The 19,070-nt window shown below is 62.1% G+C and carries 17 protein-coding genes; 6 read left to right on the forward strand and 11 right to left on the reverse strand.

The window, feature by feature from the left end:
- Positions 1–78 precede the first annotated feature (78 nt).
- The 4 genes from NG898_RS24785 to NG898_RS24800 form a co-directional block, all read right to left on the reverse strand.
- The gene (locus NG898_RS24785; RefSeq protein WP_252694924.1) at positions 79–714 is read right to left on the reverse strand and encodes a DsbA family oxidoreductase; all 636 of its coding nucleotides are present in this window, start codon (positions 712–714) and stop codon (positions 79–81) included.
- Positions 715–883: 169 nt separating this feature from the next.
- Positions 884–1,636: a siderophore-interacting protein gene (locus NG898_RS24790; RefSeq protein ID WP_252694925.1), complete on the reverse strand. Its 753-nt coding sequence runs from the start codon at positions 1,634–1,636 to the stop codon at positions 884–886.
- A 39-nt stretch (positions 1,637–1,675) separates the two neighbouring features.
- Positions 1,676–2,326 (reverse strand): NAD(P)-dependent oxidoreductase, encoded by a 651-nt coding sequence (locus NG898_RS24795; protein ID WP_252694926.1) that lies wholly within the window; start codon positions 2,324–2,326, stop codon positions 1,676–1,678.
- Between the two features lie 4 nt (positions 2,327–2,330).
- Complete coding sequence (locus tag NG898_RS24800) at positions 2,331–2,948, reverse strand: FMN-dependent NADH-azoreductase (RefSeq protein WP_252694927.1); 618 nt, start codon at positions 2,946–2,948, stop codon at positions 2,331–2,333.
- A 109-nt stretch (positions 2,949–3,057) separates the two neighbouring features.
- Here NG898_RS24800 and NG898_RS24805 point away from each other — a divergent pair, with 109 nt between their 5' ends.
- The 3 genes from NG898_RS24805 to NG898_RS24815 all read left to right on the forward strand — a co-directional run bounded on the left by NG898_RS24805 (position 3,058) and on the right by NG898_RS24815 (position 5,000).
- A complete protein-coding gene (locus NG898_RS24805) occupies positions 3,058–3,492 on the forward strand; it encodes a winged helix-turn-helix transcriptional regulator (protein WP_252694949.1) in 435 nt (144 codons plus the stop codon).
- Between the two features lie 306 nt (positions 3,493–3,798).
- Positions 3,799–4,176 carry a ferredoxin FdxA gene (gene fdxA, locus NG898_RS24810; RefSeq protein ID WP_252694928.1) on the forward strand — a complete coding sequence of 126 codons (378 nt, stop codon included), beginning with the start codon at positions 3,799–3,801 and terminating at the stop codon, positions 4,174–4,176.
- Entirely contained in the window at positions 4,173–5,000 is an 828-nt protein-coding gene (locus NG898_RS24815) for a crotonase/enoyl-CoA hydratase family protein (RefSeq protein WP_252694929.1), read from the forward strand. The genes fdxA and NG898_RS24815 overlap by 4 nt, the downstream gene beginning before the upstream one ends.
- A gap of 15 nt (positions 5,001–5,015) precedes the next feature.
- Here the strand turns inward: NG898_RS24815 and NG898_RS24820 are convergent, their stop codons facing one another.
- Positions 5,016–5,549, reverse strand: a complete 534-nt coding sequence (locus NG898_RS24820) for an Mpo1 family 2-hydroxy fatty acid dioxygenase (protein WP_252694930.1) — start codon at positions 5,547–5,549, stop codon at positions 5,016–5,018.
- A 162-nt stretch (positions 5,550–5,711) separates the two neighbouring features.
- On the opposite strand from NG898_RS24820, the gene NG898_RS24825 reads away from it, so the two are divergent.
- Both NG898_RS24825 and fusA read left to right on the forward strand, forming a co-directional pair.
- Positions 5,712–6,443: a Crp/Fnr family transcriptional regulator gene (locus NG898_RS24825; protein ID WP_252694931.1), complete on the forward strand. Its 732-nt coding sequence runs from the start codon at positions 5,712–5,714 to the stop codon at positions 6,441–6,443.
- A gap of 128 nt (positions 6,444–6,571) precedes the next feature.
- Entirely contained in the window at positions 6,572–8,674 is a 2,103-nt protein-coding gene (gene fusA / locus NG898_RS24830; RefSeq protein ID WP_252694932.1) for an elongation factor G, read from the forward strand.
- A 56-nt stretch (positions 8,675–8,730) separates the two neighbouring features.
- Here fusA and NG898_RS24835 read toward each other — a convergent pair whose 3' ends face one another.
- Positions 8,731–9,636 (reverse strand): LysR family transcriptional regulator, encoded by a 906-nt coding sequence (locus NG898_RS24835; RefSeq protein ID WP_252694933.1) that lies wholly within the window; start codon positions 9,634–9,636, stop codon positions 8,731–8,733.
- Positions 9,637–9,766: 130 nt separating this feature from the next.
- Here NG898_RS24835 and NG898_RS24840 point away from each other — a divergent pair, with 130 nt between their 5' ends.
- Positions 9,767–10,600 carry an aldo/keto reductase gene (locus NG898_RS24840; protein ID WP_252694934.1) on the forward strand — a complete coding sequence of 278 codons (834 nt, stop codon included), beginning with the start codon at positions 9,767–9,769 and terminating at the stop codon, positions 10,598–10,600.
- Here NG898_RS24840 and NG898_RS24845 read toward each other — a convergent pair.
- From NG898_RS24845 to imuA, 5 genes are all read right to left on the reverse strand, one after another.
- Positions 10,597–11,754, reverse strand: coding sequence for an anion transporter (locus NG898_RS24845; RefSeq protein ID WP_252694935.1), 1,158 nt, complete (start codon positions 11,752–11,754; stop codon positions 10,597–10,599). The two genes, NG898_RS24840 and NG898_RS24845, sit on opposite strands and share 4 nt — an antisense overlap.
- Before the next feature lie 146 nt (positions 11,755–11,900).
- Complete coding sequence (locus tag NG898_RS24850) at positions 11,901–12,431, reverse strand: helix-turn-helix domain-containing protein (protein ID WP_252694936.1); 531 nt, start codon at positions 12,429–12,431, stop codon at positions 11,901–11,903.
- Positions 12,432–12,954: 523 nt separating this feature from the next.
- On the reverse strand, positions 12,955–16,194 hold the full coding sequence (locus tag NG898_RS24855) for an error-prone DNA polymerase (protein ID WP_252694937.1): 3,240 nt from the start codon (positions 16,192–16,194) through the stop codon (positions 12,955–12,957).
- A gap of 7 nt (positions 16,195–16,201) precedes the next feature.
- Positions 16,202–17,785, reverse strand: coding sequence for a Y-family DNA polymerase (locus tag NG898_RS24860; protein ID WP_252694938.1), 1,584 nt, complete (start codon positions 17,783–17,785; stop codon positions 16,202–16,204).
- Positions 17,718–18,674, reverse strand: a complete 957-nt coding sequence (gene imuA / locus NG898_RS24865) for a translesion DNA synthesis-associated protein ImuA (RefSeq protein ID WP_252694939.1) — start codon at positions 18,672–18,674, stop codon at positions 17,718–17,720. Before imuA ends, NG898_RS24860 begins: the two co-directional genes overlap by 68 nt.
- Positions 18,675–19,070 lie beyond the last annotated feature (396 nt).

The raw sequence follows: 19,070 nt of genomic DNA on the forward strand, positions 1-19,070 counted from the left end.
ACACAGTCAACAGCTTCGCAGAACCTTATCTACTTTGCATACACCGGGTCCCGAGTCATTGGATTTGAGGAAGCCGCGTCAGAGAGAGTCTGCACCAGAAGCCGCTTGTATTGCCGCAGCAATCTCGTCTTCGCTGCGCCCCCCATTGATGGCAATGCTTCCCCCAAAGACGAAGTGCGGAACCGAACGCACACCGGCATTGGCCGACTTGAACGCTTCCGCTTCGACGCGATGGTGCTGTTCAGGATCAAGAGCGATAGCCCGAGCCTGATCGCGGTCAAAACCGTAGTCGGTGGCAATGTCGGCCAGCACGTCCGCATCGGCGATGTTCTTCGCTGCGATGAAATAGGCATGGGTGATAGCAACTGCGAGCCTGTGCTGCGTGTTAAGCCCAGCGGCTGCCAGAATCACGGCATGGGCAGCTTGAGTCGGATAGGTCCAGAGCTGGCGGCTAAGATCCAAGACGAAACCCGAAGCGCGAGCTTCTCCTTCGGGGCGAGCAAAGGCGGCCTTCGGATCGGTTATGCCGTAGCGCGAACGCAGCAAGTCGGGAATATAGAGGCCACCTGCCGGCGCATCTGGCAACAGCAGGACTGGATGCTGCCGAATGTCAACGGCCAGGTTGGGGAAACGCTCCGCCAGCACTTTGTCGAGACGGTGGTGCCCGACGATGCACCACGGGCATGTGATTTCGGTATAGAGGTCTATTTGCATAACCATGTCCTCGTGACCTGATCTTCGCGCTATGAATGTGAGGTCAGTTCGGCGTTCCGCACGCTCGTCAGGTCTGCGAGGTCAAGCGGCAGGAATGCGCGGCGGACAAAATGGAGACGGATTGATTTGATCCTGGACGATTCTGTCCTGAGTTGGCCTGCCCTTCGGATCAGTCCAGACCGGTTTTATCGGTTGCCCAATAGACCTTGGCACGCAGGCGTGACTTTTCGACTCCGTGCGTCTTCAAAACTCGGCTCACATGCTGAATCGACGACGCTTTTCCGGTGACGACGAAATTGCTTTCGGATGGTTGGCCGAATGCAAGAATGGCTTCCGAAACTTCGCGGAGGTGCGCTTCATCAGGATGGCGCGGAACCAAAAGAGCACGCAGACCAACCTCTTCAAGTACAGAGGCAGATTCGTCTCGATCATTGACTTCAAAAATGAAGTGCCCTTCTTTGCCGATCCGCTGCAAGGCCAAGGCAAGGCCAAACGATGTCTCGTCTCCAAACAAGACCGTGGGAGATTTGAGTTCGCTCATATCCAGCGACGCACGTGGCCCGAAAAATTGCCGTTCATCACCGACCTGAGCACGCTCGGCCCACACACTGCCGGGACCTATACCGTGGCAATACGCCAAGAATCGCGTTGCGCCGGTTTGTTGATTCCACTCGATCGGCGTGTAGGTTCTCGCAGCAAGCCCTTCGTCAAGCTTCATCTGGAGCTTGTCGCCGAGCGACCAGGCACTTCCCTTTAAAGCATCGCCCTGAAAATCGAATAGGCGAAACTTCTCCGACAAACGTGAGATTCCTACAATGCGCGCCGGCCGCATCCAGAGCCGCGTGATCGTCCGTTCGATCAAGCCGGCTCGGCGGCTGGCAACCGGCTTATCTTGTGCAGGGTGAGCGTGGGTGATTGTCATCGGAGTGTTTCTCCAGAGCCTTGTCGAGACGTTCCTGCGTCAATGGTTGGCGATGCCTGGCGCGGCACGCACGAACTTCTTGTCGGTCACTTGATCAACCAAGAACTTCGCAAGATTGCCTCTTGAGAGCTTCGTGCTGAGTTTGGTTTTTCCATACCAACCCACATCCACACTGCCATCGGCAGGACCATCCTTGAGGTTTGGGATGCGTACCAGTGTCCAGTCCAAGTCCGAATTGGCGATCAATTCGCCAGTCGCTTTGATGTCCTCATACCCCTTACGCGCGATCACCTTGAACAACAGCGCGAACGCATGGGTCTTGAAGGCAAAGCCATCCTTGGGATCACGATAGGCAGCCGTAGAAATCTGGATGAGACGGCGCACGCCTGCGTGCTTCATCGCGGCGATGATGTTGGTCAAGCCGTGCATGACCGGCTTATCGCCTTGCACCTTAAGACTGTTGGGGCCAAGGGCGCTGATGACCGCATCGGCATCTTGAACGCACTTCGCAATGGCGCTTTGGTTTTGCAGGTCGCCGACGACAATTTCGACCCTTCCCGCGAACAACGCGAGTTTCTTTGCGTCGCGCGTATAGACCGACAGGTTGTAGCCCTGCTTCAGGGCTTCCTCGATGACGTGCGCACCGGTCGGCCCGGTTGCACCGAACAGCGCGATTTTTTTCCCGGCCATGAGGTCACGCAGCCTTCGCCAACAAGGCTTTGATGGCCGTTTCGGTGTTGGCGAGTGCTGCCGTCACCGCATCGGGTCCGAAAACCGTGCCTTCGACACGCACCACCTCAACATCGGTCAGGCCGATGAAACCGAGCAGGTGCAGCAAGTAGTTGGTCTGAAAGTCGAACGGTGCCCAAGCACCTTCCGAGAACACGCCGCCGGCAGCGGTAACGAGATAGACCTTCTTGCCGGTCAGCAGCCCCTTCGGCCCAGTATCGCCGTAGCCGAAGGTGACGCCAGGCCAGGTGACGTGATCGAACCAAGCCTTGAGCTGCGAGGGCAGACCGAAGTTGATCATGCCCGAACCGAGCACGATCACATCGGCGGCCTTCAATTCATCGACCAGCTCTTGCGCGACCCTCACCGCCTCGGCCTGTTCGGGCGTGCGATCTTCGGACGACATGACCCGGCCCTGGATGTAGGCCGGTGCGATATGGGGCGGAGGATTCGCGGCAAGGTCGCGCACAGTCAGCGGGCCGCCCATGCGGGCTTCGATACCCTCTGCGATTTCGGTTGCGAAGCGGGTGGAAAGGCTGTCAGCCCCGCGCGGGCTGGACGTGACAAGCAGGGTGCGGCTCATGGTGGCTCCTAAGTATAAAATAAGAACTAAGTCAGTTAATTGACCTGACTTACCAATTCATACGCAGGATGGTATGGTTCCTACCCTGTCCTCACAAGAAGGCACACGCATGTCACCTAGTCACATCGAGCTACCTGCCGATATGCCTGCACCCGATGCCGGCGGTTGTGTGGCAACCCGCGAAATATTGGATCGCATTGGCGACAAGTGGAGCCTCTACATCGTCGCCATGCTGGCCAATGGCCCACTACGTTTCAACGAGTTGAAGCGCAGCATCGAGGGCATTTCGCAGCGAATGCTGACGCTGACCTTGCGCGGGCTGGAGCGCGATGGACTGATCACGCGAACGCTGTTTCCGACCATTCCGCCGCGCGTCGATTACGAACTCACTGACATGGGAAGAACGCTGTTGGAGCCCGTCATGGCGTTGGTCAACTGGGCGAACAAGAACCAAGTCGCCATTGCCGAGGCGCATAAACGTTTTGACGAGGAACCGGAGCCAGATCAGGTCTTGGTTCAGGGCGTTGTCTACCAGCGTCGATAAACGAGTCTGGGCCCTAGGCTTGAGCGCACGCAGCAGCGAAATCCGACTGTGGGTCCGCGTCAGGGAAGACACAAACACCCGCCCCCTCTAGCGCCCGCTCCCGCCCCTGCAAATACCTCAATTGCTCCCCACCCCGCTCCGCCCCGGGGAAGAGATCGACAAAATGCGCCGCATCCTCTCCAGATAGATCACGTCGGCCGGCGGCTCCATCGCCCAGGCCGGCGCCGGGCGGATCTTCACTTGCGCCGGCTTGATGCAGCATAATTTCGAACGATTTTCAATTGGGTTCCAAACCCTCGCACCACAATGCCATATGTAGTTACCGAGTCCTGCATCCAGTGCAAATACACCGACTGCGTCGCTGTCTGCCCCATGGACTGCTTCCACGCCGGCCCGAATTTCCTGGTGATCGATCCGGATGAATGCATCGATTGCTCGATCTGCGTGCCAGAGTGTCCGGTGGGCGCGATCTATCCGGCGGCCGAGGTGCCGGCGGATCAGCAGGACTTCATCGCTTTGAATGCACAACTCTCTCGCCGGGCGGACTGGCCCCGCCTGACCAAGGTGCAGCCGCCACTGCCTGATCATGTGCACTGGGCGCAAGTGAAGGACAAGCGCGATGTTTTGGTCATTGCGCCCGACTGGACTGATTCGACGCTTACCTCGCACACGACCTCTCCATGACCGAACGCATCCTGCTCAATATCGACGCCGGGGTAGCCGAAGTCCGGCTCAACCGCCCCGAGAAGATGAATGCCATCGACCCGGCCATGTTCGAAGCGCTTGTCAGCGTTGGTGAACGCCTGATGAACGAGGCGGATCTACGCGCCGTGGTGCTGTCCGGAGAAGGGCGCGCCTTCTGCGCGGGGCTGGACATGGGGAGCATGGCGAGCCTGGGCAGCAACGATGTGGGTTCGGACATCGGCGCCGGCCGTCTTGCCAAGCGCACACATGGGGCCGCCAATCTGCCGCAGTACGCTTGCACGGTATGGCGCGACCTGCCGGTGCCGGTGTTGGCTGCGGTGCATGGTGTCGCGTACGGCGGCGGTTTGCAGATTGCGCTGGGCGCGGATGTGCGCTACGTGGCGGCCGACGCGCGCCTGTCGGTCATGGAAATCAAATGGGGCTTGGTGCCCGACATGGGCGGCATGGCACTCACGCGCGGTCTGGTTCGCCCAGACCGATTGCGCGAGCTGATCTACAGCGGCCGCGTCGTCAATGGCGAAGAAGCCTGCACCTTGGGCCTGGCGACGCACGTCGCGGACGATCCGCGCGCTGCAGCGCTGGCGGCAGCCCGCGACATTGCGCAGAAGAGCCCCGATGCCATCCGCGCCGGCAAGCGCCTGATGCGTGTTGTGGAAGACGGCGACACCGCGGCCATTTTGCTGGCCGAGTCGGTCGAGCAAGATCGACTGATCGGCGCGGCCAATCAGCGCGAGGCGGTGCTGGCCGGCATGCAGAATCGCGCGCCGGTTTTTCAGCCGGCCGCGAAGTTCGCGGAGAAATAACCCCGCGCGGTAGGCTCAGGCGGCGGCGTGCTTGCCGCCCATCGAGGCGCGCATGGCGTGCGAACGGCTGACCACCTCGTCGCGCAGCTTCACGCGCAAACCCAGAGCAAACGCCGTCTCGGCCACGAGGAATAGCGGGCCGATCACCAAGCCCGCGAGATCATCGACAAACGCCGGTTTGCGTCCTTCGTAGTAGTGACCAACAAACTGGATGATCCAGCCGATCACGAACAAGCCGATGCCCACTGACAACCAGGCCGCCGTCGAATGCGCGGCGACATGGTTGCCCACCCAAACGCACACGGCGATCAACGCAAACATCACCACGCCGAAAATCGCGTCCAATCGCAGGTAGAACAGCGTCGTCAGCACCAGCACGACCAGCGCGGGAGTCACGGCCACGCCTGACAGGTCTGCCAGCACGGGCCGCGACAGCAACACTGCGACCGCCAGCACAATTGCCGGAATGCCAACAAAGTGCGTGGCGATATTGCGGCCGTCCTGGTGGTAGGCGGCGTAGTTGGAAAGATGGTCAGACAGGGTCCGCATGAGGGCCTCCGGATTTTTTGTGCGTTTGCAGCATGGACGCTCAAGCCGCACGCTCGTTATGATCGTTTCATCCTAGTCAGTGGATGGCACGTCGCTCTGTCGCGTAGCCGACAAATTCCACGTTTCCGAAGCGTTCCTCAGTCGCCTCTCAGCCTGCCCCTCATGGACCACCCCGTCGCCACATCCGGCACGCTGGACGCCGCCCCGTACCGCGAACGCCTGCACGCCAGCAGCTGGTTCGGCACGTTGGAGGCCGCCTTGCAGGACGCATTGATCGACATTGCCTCCGTCCGCCGCCTGGGTGCTGGCGAGATCCTCTTCCAGCGTGGCGACGCGCCCGACGGCCTGTACTGCGTGGTGGAAGGCACGATTCGCATCGGCGCGACGAGTGCGGACGGCCGCGAAGCGCTGCTGGCCGTGCTGGAACCCGTCAACTGGTTTGGCGAGATCGGCGTGTTCGATCGCCAGCCCCGCACGCATGACGCCCGCGCCGACGGCAATACGACGTTGCTCCACATGCCACAAGCGGCGCTGATTGCATTGCTGGATAGCTCACCGGCGCTGCTGCATGCGTTTGCCTTGTTGCTGACCCACAAGCTGCGCCTGACTTTCATCGTGCTCGAAGAGACCGCCCTGCTGCCCGCCCCCGTGCGCGTTGCGCGGCGCCTGCTACTGATGGCCGAGGGCTACGGCGACCTCCGCCTGGGCACGCGGCGTGTGCTGCACGTGCCACAGGAGCGGCTTGCGCAATTGCTGGCGCTGTCTCGCCAAACCGTGAACCAGGTTTTGAAGGATTTCCAGGCGCGCGGCATCCTCAGGCTGGCGTACGGAGAAATCGAACTGCTGGACTTTTCGAGCCTCCAGCAACTCGCATATGAGGGAGCAAGGGGGTGAAAATTCATCCAATACCCCTACATGCGATGGGATAGGACCAATCCTATAATGTGTTCCCACTCGCACATTCGCCCTTCGCATGGTGCGGAGTCGGCGATGCGAGTGTCCTTCAACGGAAGAGAAACATCATGCCCCGCCAGACCCCCATCGAGCGCTATCGCAACATCGGCATCTCGGCGCACATCGACGCCGGCAAAACCACCACGACCGAGCGCATCCTGTTCTACACCGGGGTCAATCACAAGATAGGCGAGGTGCATGACGGCGCGGCCACGATGGACTGGATGGAGCAGGAGCAGGAGCGCGGCATCACCATCACGTCTGCCGCGACGCACTGCATGTGGCGCGGCATGGCGGGGGATCGCCAGGAATACCGCATCAACATCATCGACACCCCGGGTCACGTCGATTTCACCATCGAGGTGGAGCGCTCCATGCGCGTGCTCGACGGCGCGTGCATGGTCTACGACTCCGTGGGCGGCGTGCAGCCGCAATCCGAAACCGTCTGGCGCCAGGCCAACAAGTACAAGGTGCCGCGCATTGCGTTCGTCAACAAGATGGACCGCATCGGGGCGGATTTCTTCCGCGTCGAGCGCCAGATGCGCGATCGACTGAAAGGCAACCCGGTGCCGATCCAGATTCCCGTCGGCGCGGAAGATCATTTCCGCGGCGTGGTCGACCTCGTCAAGATGAAGGCCATCGTCTGGGATGACGCCAGCCAGGGCGTCAAGTTCGAGTACGTCGACATCCCCGAAGAGCTGAAGGCCACCGCGCAGGAATGGCACGACAAGATGGTCGAAGCCGCTGCCGAGGCCGACGAAGCCCTGCTCGACAAGTACCTTGGCGGCGAGACGCTCTCCGAAGCCGAGATCAAGCGCGCCCTGCGCCAGCGCACCATCGCCGGTGAGATCGTGCCGATGCTGTGCGGCTCCGCGTTCAAGAACAAGGGCGTGCAGGCAATGCTCGATGCGGTGGTCGACTATCTGCCCTCGCCGGTGGACATTCCGTCCATCCAGGGCCACGGCGAGAAAGACGAACCGCTTGAGCGCCATGCCAGCGACAGCGAGCCCTTCGCCGCCCTCGCCTTCAAGATCATGACCGACCCGTTCGTCGGCCAGCTCGCGTTCTTCCGCGTGTATTCGGGCAAGATCAATTCTGGCGACACGGTCTACAACTCGGTCAAGGGTAAGCGCGAGCGCCTGGGCCGGATCCTGCAGATGCACGCCAACCAGCGCGAAGAGATCAAGGAGGTGCTGGCCGGCGACATCGCCGCGGCCGTGGGCCTGAAAGATGTGACGACCGGCGAAACGCTGTGCGATCCGGAACACGTCATCGTGCTGGAGCGCATGGAATTTCCTGAGCCCGTCATCAGCCAGGCTGTGGAGCCCAAGACCAAGGCCGACCAGGAAAAGATGGGCATCGCCCTGAACCGCCTGGCACAGGAAGACCCGTCGTTCCGCGTAAAGACGGATGAGGAATCCGGCCAGACCATTATTTCTGGCATGGGCGAGCTGCACCTGGAAATCCTAGTGGACCGCATGAAGCGCGAGTTTGGCGTGGAAGCGACCGTCGGCAAGCCGCAGGTGGCTTACCGCGAAACCATCAAGAAGGCCGCTGAAGACGTCGAAGGCAAGTTCGTCAAGCAATCGGGCGGACGGGGCCAATACGGCCATGCAGTCATCACGCTGGAGCCGAACGACGGCAAGGGCTACGAGTTCGTCGACGAGATCAAGGGCGGTGTGATTCCGCGTGAATTCATTCCGGCGGTGGACAAGGGCATCCGCGACACGCTCAACACGGGCGTGCTGGCAGGCTACCCGGTGGTGGACGTGAAAGTGCGCCTGACCTTCGGCTCGTACCACGACGTGGATTCGAACGAAAACGCGTTTCGCATGGCCGGCTCGATGGCCTTCAAGGACGCCATGCGCAAGGCCGGCCCCATCCTGCTCGAACCGATGATGGCCGTGGAAGTGGAAACGCCGGAAGACTACATGGGCAACGTGATCGGCGATCTGTCGTCACGACGCGGCATGGTGCAAGGCACGGAAGACATTCCGGGCGGCGGCGGCAAGGTCGTGCACGCCGAGGTACCGCTGGCCGAAATGTTCGGCTACTCCACCAATCTGCGTTCGCTCAGCCAGGGCCGCGCGACGTACACGATGGAATTCAAGCACTACGCTGAGGCACCGCGCAACGTGTCGGAAGCCGTGATGGCGGCCAAGAAGGTCTGACGCTTTCCAGCTTCATCTGCCTGCGGCCGCCTAGTGCGGCCGCAGTGCTTTGTGCGTTAGCCCGCAGGCAAGTTTTCTACGCAGAAATCGATAAACGCATGCACCTTCGCCGGCAGGTAGCGGCGCGACGGATACAGCGCGTACAGCGCAAAGCGCTCGTCCGGCCAATCGGGGAACAAATCGACAAGCTGACCGTTGCGCAGCAGCGCTTCTGTACCAAGCGCCATCACCTGGGCAATGCCCGCGCCGGCCACGCAGGCCGCGTGCATCGTGCGCACGTCCGACACCATCAACCGCCCGGCGGGCCGGATCTCAATGCGCTCGTTCTGGCGCCAGAACTCCCACTCGTACGGGCGCCCCGTCACCGGGTTGTAGAACAGGATGCGCTCGTGTGAGGGCACATCGCGCGGGTGCGCGGGCTTGCCGCGCCGTGCGATGTAATCCGGCGATGCCACTGTCACGATGCGCGTCTCGACCAGCTTGCGCGCCACGAACGAGCCCACGGGCGGCGGCCCGAAACGGATAGCCAGATCAAACCCGTCGGCCACCAGATCGCCTACGTCGTCCCGCATGATCAGTTCGAGCGACAAGTCCGGGTGGCGCTCGAGAAAACCCGCCACCGGTGTCGCCAGTGCCATCCGCGAGAAAAACGGATCGACATTCACCCGCAAACGCCCTTGCACCGCGCCAACTGCACCCGAGGCCATCGCTGCGGCATCGGCGATGCCCGTCAGGTGTGGGCTGACCTGTTCGTAGAGACGGCGGCCTTCATCGGTCAGGGTGAGCGAACGCGTGGTCCGCTCAATCAGCCGCACGCCGATGCGCGCTTCCAACCGGCTGACCGCGCGGCTTACTCCGGATGGCGACAACCCCAGCGCATCGGCCGCGCGCACGAAGCTGCCGCTTTCCGCCACGGCCGCCAGCAGCGTAATGCCGGAGAACAATTGCCCATCGAACGTCATGCAATCCTTTCCCTTCCGTTGTTATTACGGGAGTTTTTTCACGAATGATTTGCATGGTACGCACTTTATTCAAAGATCGGCAATCGGCACCATGGCCGTCCATCGTTCATGACAACCGAAGGAGCCGCACATGCAACAAACATTGAAGACGCAGGGTGTTTCCATTCCTAGGCTGGGCCTCGGCACATTTCGCGTGGCGAACAACGTATGCCAACCCGTCGTCGAGAGCGCGCTGGCGCTGGGTTATCGGCACATCGACACCGCGGCGATGTATGCCAACGAAGATGCCGTCGGCGCGGCCATCGCCGCCTCGGGCCTGCCGCGCGAAGAGGTGTTCGTCACCACCAAGGTTTGGCATGACCAGCTTGCACCGCGCGCCGTTCCTCTGGCGTTGGAGCAGAGCCTTGCCAAGCTGAAACTCGATTACGTCGACTTGTATCTCGTCCACTGGCCCGCGCCCGACATGGACATGGCGGCAACGATGGAAGCGATGATGGCGCTGCGTGAAAGCGGCCGAGTGCGGGCCATTGGCGTGTGTAATTTCAACCTGCCGATGCTCAAGACCGCCATCGACACGATCGGCACACCCCTCGCGTGCGTGCAGGTGGAATACCACCCGTTTTTGGACCAATCGGCGCTGCTGCGCTACCTGCGCGGCAAGGGCATTCCGCTTACCGCCTACGCGCCGCTGGCGCAAGGGCGCGCGGCCGAAGATGCCACGCTGCAGGCGATTGGCCGCAAGCATGGTGCTTCGGCATCACAGGTGGCCATTGCATGGTTGCTGGAGCAACCTGACGTGATCGCCATCCCCAAGGCCCAGCGGCGTGAAAGCCAGCAGGCGAACCTTGACGCGCTGCGTCTGCACCTGGATGACGCAGACCGTGTCACCATTGCCGCCTTGCCGAAGACGCTGCGTTACGTACGGCCAGCCTTCGCGCCCGATTGGGATGCCGTGCCAGCCTAACGCAGCCACATCAGCCACGCGTACACGATGCCCGCCGCAGCCAAGAGAAACGGCATCGAGTACGCGTGAAACACCCACCAGGCACGACGGTCACCCAGCATGCGTAACGCAATCAGGTTGGCCAATGACCCAATCAGCGTGCCAAATCCGCCCACGCTGACCGCAAAGGCGATCATCGGCCAGTCATGCGAATACTCGGCCAGCAGGATCGCCGCCGGCACGTTGCTGATGATTTGCGACACGCCAATGCCCGCCCAGTACAGATGCATGGGATTGTTCAACGCCAGCGCATCCAGCGCCAGCCGCACGATGCCAAGCTGCGCCACCAGCCGCAGGTCAATGAACATCAGCATGAACACGAGCAGGAGGCCCCAGTCCACCCGGGCCAGCACATAGCGCGCGCTGATCAGGTACAGCACGATCAACCCGGCCGCCGCCACCAGCGGATGGCCCAGATCGGTCAGCACCAGAAACGGCACGTACAGCACGAGCGCCGGCACAAGCAGGCGCTTGTGTAACTCCACGTCGCCGGTTTCAGCATGCAGATGGATTTCGTGCGAGGCAAACGCCAGCCACGTTACCACCAGCAGCAAGGCCATCAGCAGCACGACCATCGGCGTCATCTGCCAGACAAACGCGCCAAATGACAGCCCGGATTGATGCCACAGGAAGAGATTCTGTGGATTGCCGATCGGTGTGAGCGCAGAACCCGCGTTGACCGCCAGCGCCTCGAATATCACCAGCCGCGCCACCGGCAGGCTGGCGACCTGCCGCAAGCCGACGGTAAGTGGCACGATCACGAACAGCGCCACATCGTTGGTCAATACAGTCGACAACACCGCCGAAGCCGCTACCAAGCTGAGCGCCAGCACACGCTCACTGCTGGCTACTTCGACGAGGCGCCGGCCGAGCAACTGCAGCATGCCGCTGGCCTCAACCGCCTTGGTCAAGATGAGCAAACCGGCCAACGCGGCAATGGTGTGCCAGTCAATCAGCGCCGGATATTCAACGATGCGCCGGGGTGCCGCGAGCGTCAGCGCGCCGCAGATGGCCAACAGCGACCAGAAAAAAACGTCTTGTTTAAGGCTGTGCCAGAACGGCGGATGTTGCGACACGGCTTGCGCCATATGCGTGCGTGGCGGATCGCCGTTCATACAAAAGGGAAAGGAAACGTTAGCGCAAACGCGCACAAACCAGCCGGGCGCGGTTTGCCCGGCCGATTGTAGTGCGGCTGCCTCCTGCGCTCAATCGCAAACCGGGCGCGCGTTTGCGTGCCCGGCCTGTATCTAGAGGGGCCAGCTTACGATTCGCGCGAACCCGAACCGCCCGGACGGTCTGAGCCGCCCGACGAACCTCCAGCACCTGGGCGGTCTGAAGACGTCATGCGAGAGCGGTCTTCGGTGCCGCCGCCGGCATGCGGTGCGCCTTGCTGGCCAGCTTGGCTATGCGAGGCACCCGGATGGTAAGCCGACTGCGGATGGCGCTCCGGCCCGCGATACTGGCCTGCCAGGCCATGACCGCCACCGGTGCCGCCCATCGAGCCGTGCTCTGAACGTTCGTGGCTGGCTTCCGCTCCGCCGCCTTGCGTCGGCTGCGCCGGGTGATTGGCGATCACGCGCTCGATCTCAGCCACGGCTTCGCGCGGCGCCAGAACGACCTCCAGCCCCAGCGCGCCGGCCACGGCCATCAGCGTCGACAGGCGGGGATCGGCGCGACCGGATTCCGCGCGCAAATACGCTTCGCGAGAGATACCGGCCATCTTGGCGACATCTTCCTGTTTGAGCTTGCGCGACTTGCGCAGACTGTGTAACTGCTTGAAAGGCTGTTCCATCTGTTCGCTCCTGCACCTGAGATGGGAAACACCGCCGGGTCTGGACCCGAACGATGGGCTGAAAATATGCGGGTCCGGTGGCTGCACCTTCATCCGCGGTCATGCACAACACGGCAACAGCGGCGGTTCATCTATGCACGCCGTTGCACACGTTTTTTGGGGCGGCCTCCGTGATGTGTTTTCTACAGAGTAGACGTAATTTCGACTGCACCCAATATCGACGCGTGATGAAAGCGCATCTCATCAACCCTGTTTATGGTGACAAGGCATCCCGAGGGTCGGTTCCCTCGTAGATGCCGTTTACTTCGCTTGTCAGGCTCTTTTTGTGACGCCTCAAGCGCAAATCCTTGCACCCGCACCACACTTCGTCGATCCGCGCTTGCCCTATCCACCAATCGGAGGGTGCTCTGCGGGAGAGAACCGCCTGAGCCTCCTGTGTCGTCGTCGGGCGACTGCGCGTGCCTCTCGTCACGCAATTGCCGTGCCGGAGGTGATGCGACGGACAGTTGTGGGACGGCCCGGATTAATGGAAATCGCGGCTGGAAGTGGCGAGGCGCCCCAGAAGTGGGGTCAGATCCACCAGATGCTGGGCGACAAGGTGTCGGGTCTCGCGCTCACATTGCCATTTGCCGTAGACGCCCAGCAACTGCGCGTTCAGCACTTCGCGTCGCTGACGCTCGATCAAGTGCGGCCATAGGATGACGTTGATGGCGCCCGTCTCGTCTTCAATGGAAACGAAGATGGTGCCGTTGGCGGTGCCCGGTCGCTGCCGCACCGTGACAATGCCGCAAGCGCGCGCCAGTTGCCCGTTGCGATAGCCGGCCAGCGTGGCGGCGGTGGCAAAACGCATGCGTTCGAGCCGTGCGCGCAGCAGCCCTACCGGATGACTCTGCAGCGACAACCCCAGGCTGCCGTAATCGGCCATCACTTCTTCACCAATGGGCGGTGCGGGCAGCACGAGCGGCGCTTCCACCGGACGGGCCTGGCGTAGCAGCGCGTGATCCTGGCCGGGCTCCTGCAGGGCGAGCGTTTGCCATAGCGCCTGGCGACGGTGGCCGGCCAGCGCCTTGAGTGCATTGGCAGCGGCCAGCACGTTCAGATCGTGGCGATCGAGTGCGGCGCGATGGGCGAGATCTTCCACGCTGGTAAAAGGAGCCTGAGCGCGAGCCGCTTCGATGCGCTCAGCGGCCGGCTTGCGCATGCCCCGAATGCGATTCAACCCAAGGCGGATGTCGGGCTGCACCAGGCCACCTTCACCAGCATCGCCATCGGCACGGGGATGCAGCGTGCTATCCCATACGCTGGCCGTCACGTCAGCCGGCAGCACGCGCACATGATTGCGCCGCGCCTCCTGCACCAGTTGCGACGGTGAATAAAACCCCATCGGCTGACTGTTGAGCAACGCCGCAAAAAACGCCGCCGGCTCGTGGCATTTCAGGAAGCTGCTGACGTAAGCCAGCTTGGCAAAGCCTGCCGCGTGGCTTTCTGGGAAGCCGTATTCGGCAAAACCTTCCATCTGCTTGCACAGCGCTTCAACAAAAGCGGGGTCGTAGCGCCGCTTGACGACCATCGCATGCACCAGACGCTCCTGATGCTGCGTGAGATTGCCCTTGCGCTTCCAGGCGGCCATGTCGCGGCGCAGGCGGTCAGCATCGTCCGCTGTAAAATCGCCGGCCTTCATGGCGATCTCCATCACCTGCTCTTGGAAGATCGGCACACCCAGCGTGCGTTCGAGCACGGCTTTTACCTCGGGGCCGGGGTAGGTCACGCAATCGGTGTTGCCATTGCGCTTTGCCTCGCGCCGCTGCAGATACGGGTGCACCATGCCACCCTGGATCGGCCCGGGCCGTACGATGGCCACCTGGATCACAAGGTCGTAATACTCGCGCGGACGCAGACGCGGCAGCATCGATTGCTGCGCGCGCGATTCGATCTGGAACACGCCGATGGTCTCGGCGCGGCAGATCATGTTGTAGGTTTTCTCGTCATCATCGTGCAGGTGCTGCATGGCGAGCTTGCCGGTTGCGCCGTAGTGCTCGCGCCGTCCGGGCAACGCGTCCACCATATCGAGCGTGCGGCGAATGGCCGTCAGCATGCCCAGCGCCAGCACGTCCACCTTCAGCAGGCGTAGCGATTCGAGATCATCTTTATCCCACTGAATGACACGGCGGTTTTCCATCGCCGCATTCTCGATTGGCACCAGGCGTGAAAGCTTGCCCTGCGCAATCACGAACCCGCCCACGTGTTGCGACAGATGGCGCGGAAAACCACGCAACTGATCCACCAGTTGCGCCCAGCGCAGCACCAACGGCGATTCCGGATCCAGACCCTGCTGGCCTGCGCGCTGCGCAAATTCCTTGCGACTATCCCACCACGCCTGCCCCTTGGCCACCTGCTCGATGATCCCGAGATCAATGCCCAGCGCGCGGCCTACGTCACGCAGTGCGCTACGCGTGCGGTAGGTGATGAGCGCAGCTGCCAGCGCGGTGCGTGTCACACCGTATTTTTTGTAGATGTACTGGATGACCTCTTCGCGGCGCTGATGCTCGAAATCAACATCGATGTCGGGCGGCTCATTGCGTGCACGCGAAAGAAAGCGCGCGAACAGCGTGTTGCCGCTGTCGGGGTTCACCTCGGTAATCCCCAGGCAATAGCACACCGCCGAGTTGGCCGCCGAGCCACGCCCCTGGCAGAGAATCTCCTGGCTGCGAGCGAACTTCACCACGTCATAGACGGTCAGGAAGAACGGCTCGTACCCCAGCTCGGCAATGAGTCCGAGTTCCTCCTGAATCTGCGCGTGCACCTTCTCCGAAACACCATTCGGATAGCGTCGCGCGGCACCAGCGAGCGTTTCGGCGTGCAGGTATTCGACCGGCGTCATGCCTTCCGGCACGACTTCGCTCGGATATTCGTACTCGATCTCGTCGAGGGAGAAATTGCACAACGCCGCTAGCTCCACCGTCCGACGCAGGATCTTGGCACCGCGCTCACCTTGATAGAGAAACGCGAATTGCATGCGCGTGCGCATCGCTTGTTCAGCGCTGGGGGCAAGTTCCAACCCGCATTCAGCAAGCGGCTTGGACAAACGGATGGCGGTCAGCACGTCGTGCAGCGGCTTGCGTTGGCGCGTGTGCATCTGCACGCCGCCGGTCGCGACCATGGGCACATCGATCTGCTCCGATACCGCCGCGACCGTACCGCGATGGCGGTCATCTGCATGCCGTAGCGGCAACTCCAGCGCAATCGATAACCGCTCACCGAACACGCGCTGGCACCACCACACCTGCGCCAGCAATTGCTGTGGGTCGGGATCGTAATCAGGCAGCAGAATCGCCAGGCAATCGGACACGCCGCGCAGGTGAGCGAGCTCCCCTTCTGGGGCGGCCAAATCGTCAGCCAGCAAGCGGTACTCGCCTTTCGGTGCTGCCAGCCGCGCGTGCGTGATGATCTCGCTCAGGTTGCCGTAACCCTCGATGTTCTGCGCCAGCAGCACCAGCCGCAGCCAGGGTTCGCCATCAGCATTGCGCACCGTAAAGCGGCTGCCGATGATGAGCTTCAGTTCGTGTTCCTTGGAGGCCACAAGCGCTCGCGCGGTGCCCGCTACAGAGCATTCGTCGGTCAACGCCAGCGCTTGATAACCATACAGCTTGGCGCGCTCCACCAGTTCATGTGGGTGCGACGCGCCGGTCAGGAACGTGAAGTTGCTGATGCAATGCAGCTCGGCATAGTCGGGCAGAGTGGGAAGTGGCGTGGCCGAAGTCATGATGTGCCTAGCCGAACAAACCGTGCAGATACCAGCGTGCTTCCTCTTCTGCCGCGTTGGCCTTGCCTGCGGAAACGCGCTCGCGATATACCCAGTAACGCTCGCCTTTTTCTCCCTCGACGATGAAGTAATCGCGCTTGATGAGGTCGTCGTCCCACCAGCCAGATTCGATGCGTTCGGGCATCGACACCAGCCGCAACAGCCCGCGGTAATACGGATAATTCTGACGTGTCAGCAGCGGGATCGGCTTCTCCAGCAGCCACAGCGGACGCTCCGGCTGCTGCGCATGCCATTGCGCTAATGCCTGACGCGCGGCGGCACGGCTCTGCGCGGTGGTTGCGGCATTCACCTCGACCCAGTGGTTGGCGCGCTCGGGGCGATGGTCGGCACACGGCTGGGGGTGAAGTACGCTCTCGGCACCCAGCCGAGCGATCAGCGTGTCGATCAGGCGTGCAGCGTCTTCAGCGCGACCACCGGGCTCAGGGAACAACGATTCCGTAGGCGGCGCGAGCGGCGTAGCGTCGGTCACCGTCAGGCGCAGTTCGACCACCGGGGCGATCAGCGTGAGCCGATGCACGCGTTCATGCAGCACCCGCGACAAGTGCGCCAGCGTGCGAACCGGCTGCGCCAGCGCAATCTCCACCGGCGTGGACGAAGCGGCATCCTCACTGCTCCGGCCACGCCGGCGTTCGTGCTCCAGCGTAAGTCGATACGTCTTGGCGCCCAACTGAAGCGCCGACAGCCAGCCGACCAGTTGCAACAACAATTGCTCCGAGGCAACCAACACCCCTTCCGCGTTATCAATGCGGCCGGGCAATTCCAACGGCACATCAAAGCGCAACGGCGCGGTAAACCAGGTGAAGCTTTCGTGCCCGTTGCCATACGCCGCATCGAGCGTATCCACGAGCAACGGCCCGCAGCGCCGCCGCAGGCCGCTACGTGGTAACTCCCGCAAATCGGCCAGCGTGCGGCAGCCGAGGCCCTCAAGCCAATCGGGCCGCGTGAGTCGCGCCACCGCGTCGATCGGCAATTGATCAAGCAACGCCGACAGCCGCTCCTGCCGAACCGCCCTTCGCGCGCACCTTTGACGCGCTGCCGTGCGACGACGGCCACGCACCGGCGCCGGCTGTGCGCTGGCAAGCCATGCCGCACCGCGTGCCGTCGGTCCGGTGCCCAGCTGCGGCATGGCGCCCAACCGAACCGCGCAATACTTCACTGCCCGACACAGCGCGCGATGCCCGCCGAACAGGCGCAAGCTGGCCTCGACCTCCAACAACACCGTCGCTTCATCGACTACGTCCAACGTGACATGCGGCGTGAATGCCAGCAATGCGAGCGCCAGCGATTGCACCAACCGTGCCTCGGCCGCCACATCACGGTCAAGTTGTATAGCGTGCGGTACCAACGCCTGCGCGCCCGCTCGGCGCAGGCCTGCATGTACGCCTTCGCGCATCGCCAACCGGTTGCCCGACACTACGCGCTCCTGCTCCAGCACCACGACCGGCAAAGGCAGCGCGGCCGGATCAGACCACCGGGGTCGAAGCGCGTCGAGTGGGAGACGGGGCAGATGCACCGCGATCCAGAACGGCATGATCGGAAGTGTTTTGATCGGAAAAGTCCGACAAAGCGTCGAACGCCACAGAAGACGAAGGAGACGAAAGCGCGGCCAGCAATTTCGCCGTGGCCGGATCCATGATGAACGGCTCGACCGATGGCACAGGCAACGGACGCACGGAAGCGCGACCGGCCCGAAGCGGATCCGCCAACGGCAGCAGCAACGGAGATTCACGCAACGGCCCACGCCGCTTGTGGAAGAAGATGGACAGCGCATCGGCGCCAGCTGGCTCCAGCCCAAGCCGCAGCATCGCCGGCGACGACTCACGCTGCGCCTGAGCCGGCCGGAACACCCAGATGGCGCTCTCTCCCGCCTGGGCCAACACTTGCAGCCTGCGCAACTCTCCTGGGCGTGCCCGGTTCAGCCAGATCAGCACACCATCGAAAGCCTTGCAGCGTAAAACCTGCTCGGCTGCCCACAGAAGCTCAGCTGGCTTGTCAGCGCGCACCCAGACGATTTGTTCAGGAGAGAAATCCCAGCCTACCAGCCTCACTGCATTCGGCAGATGTGGCGGAGCAATCAACGCAATGCGCCCGGCGCCCGTGCATAGCGCAGACAACGCCGGGCGTAGCAGTCTGCATTCCCCAATACCGGATTGTGGGCACAGCAGCTCGATCAATCCGCCGAGGGGCCAGCCACCACCGGGCAACTCGGCATTCAGCGAGTCATACCCAGTGGCCAAAACGCGCCCGTCGCTTCGCGCCAGACGGCCTGCGCTCCACAATGCCGGATGCAGCGTTTCCGGCAAAGGCACCGTCGGGGCTTTCGGGGCGGACGACCGCAATCCAGACCCCGCGCGTCCAGCGGGGACGGGGCATTCCGCCACATCTTCGGCGATGAAAAGAGACGGGGACAACGCAAACATGGAAACGCCAAAGCAAGCCAATGAACACTGTATGAATATACAGTATCACAGCTTTCCTTCAACACGAGCCCAGTTTTGCATGTGCGTTGCAAGACGACGATAGCAACCTCAAAGCCCAGATTAGAAGGGCTTTGAAGTAGGCATCGCCCAAATATTAGGGGAGGCCAGATCAATAAAAAGCCACATAAATCACTTTATGCTTTGGGCGAGAGATCAGGAGGTGAGGAGTTTGGGGGATGGCTGGAGGGATGGTTGCGATCGCGAAGCGTTCGCGCAAAGCAAACACCCCAGCTCTGAGGCAGAGCTGGGGTGTAGATGGGAGAGCCTGGCGATGACCTACTTTCACACGGGAATCCGCACTATCATCGGCGCGGAGTCGTTTCACGGTCCTGTTCG

The sequence above is a fragment of the Ralstonia mojiangensis genome (assembly GCF_023955645.1).
GTDB classification, from domain to species: Bacteria; Pseudomonadota; Gammaproteobacteria; order Burkholderiales; family Burkholderiaceae; genus Ralstonia; species Ralstonia mojiangensis.

Excerpts from the sequence above, each read along its gene's own strand:
- NG898_RS24785 (WP_252694924.1), bottom strand. The coding sequence starts at position 714 with ATGCAAATAGACCTCTATACCGAAATCACATGCCCGTGGTGCATCGTC.
- NG898_RS24790 (WP_252694925.1), bottom strand. The coding sequence starts at position 1,636 with ATGACAATCACCCACGCTCACCCTGCACAAGATAAGCCGGTTGCCAGC.
- NG898_RS24795 (WP_252694926.1), bottom strand. The coding sequence starts at position 2,326 with ATGGCCGGGAAAAAAATCGCGCTGTTCGGTGCAACCGGGCCGACCGGT.
- NG898_RS24800 (WP_252694927.1), bottom strand. The coding sequence starts at position 2,948 with ATGAGCCGCACCCTGCTTGTCACGTCCAGCCCGCGCGGGGCTGACAGC.
- NG898_RS24805 (WP_252694949.1), top strand. The coding sequence starts at position 3,058 with ATGTCACCTAGTCACATCGAGCTACCTGCCGATATGCCTGCACCCGAT.
- fdxA (WP_252694928.1), top strand. The coding sequence starts at position 3,799 with ATGCCATATGTAGTTACCGAGTCCTGCATCCAGTGCAAATACACCGAC.
- NG898_RS24815 (WP_252694929.1), top strand. The coding sequence starts at position 4,173 with ATGACCGAACGCATCCTGCTCAATATCGACGCCGGGGTAGCCGAAGTC.
- NG898_RS24820 (WP_252694930.1), bottom strand. The coding sequence starts at position 5,549 with ATGCGGACCCTGTCTGACCATCTTTCCAACTACGCCGCCTACCACCAG.
- NG898_RS24825 (WP_252694931.1), top strand. The coding sequence starts at position 5,712 with ATGGACCACCCCGTCGCCACATCCGGCACGCTGGACGCCGCCCCGTAC.
- fusA (WP_252694932.1), top strand. The coding sequence starts at position 6,572 with ATGCCCCGCCAGACCCCCATCGAGCGCTATCGCAACATCGGCATCTCG.
- NG898_RS24835 (WP_252694933.1), bottom strand. The coding sequence starts at position 9,636 with ATGACGTTCGATGGGCAATTGTTCTCCGGCATTACGCTGCTGGCGGCC.
- NG898_RS24840 (WP_252694934.1), top strand. The coding sequence starts at position 9,767 with ATGCAACAAACATTGAAGACGCAGGGTGTTTCCATTCCTAGGCTGGGC.
- NG898_RS24845 (WP_252694935.1), bottom strand. The coding sequence starts at position 11,754 with ATGAACGGCGATCCGCCACGCACGCATATGGCGCAAGCCGTGTCGCAA.
- NG898_RS24850 (WP_252694936.1), bottom strand. The coding sequence starts at position 12,431 with ATGGAACAGCCTTTCAAGCAGTTACACAGTCTGCGCAAGTCGCGCAAG.
- NG898_RS24855 (WP_252694937.1), bottom strand. The coding sequence starts at position 16,194 with ATGACTTCGGCCACGCCACTTCCCACTCTGCCCGACTATGCCGAGCTG.
- NG898_RS24860 (WP_252694938.1), bottom strand. The coding sequence starts at position 17,785 with ATGCCGTTCTGGATCGCGGTGCATCTGCCCCGTCTCCCACTCGACGCG.
- imuA (WP_252694939.1), bottom strand. The coding sequence starts at position 18,674 with ATGTTTGCGTTGTCCCCGTCTCTTTTCATCGCCGAAGATGTGGCGGAA.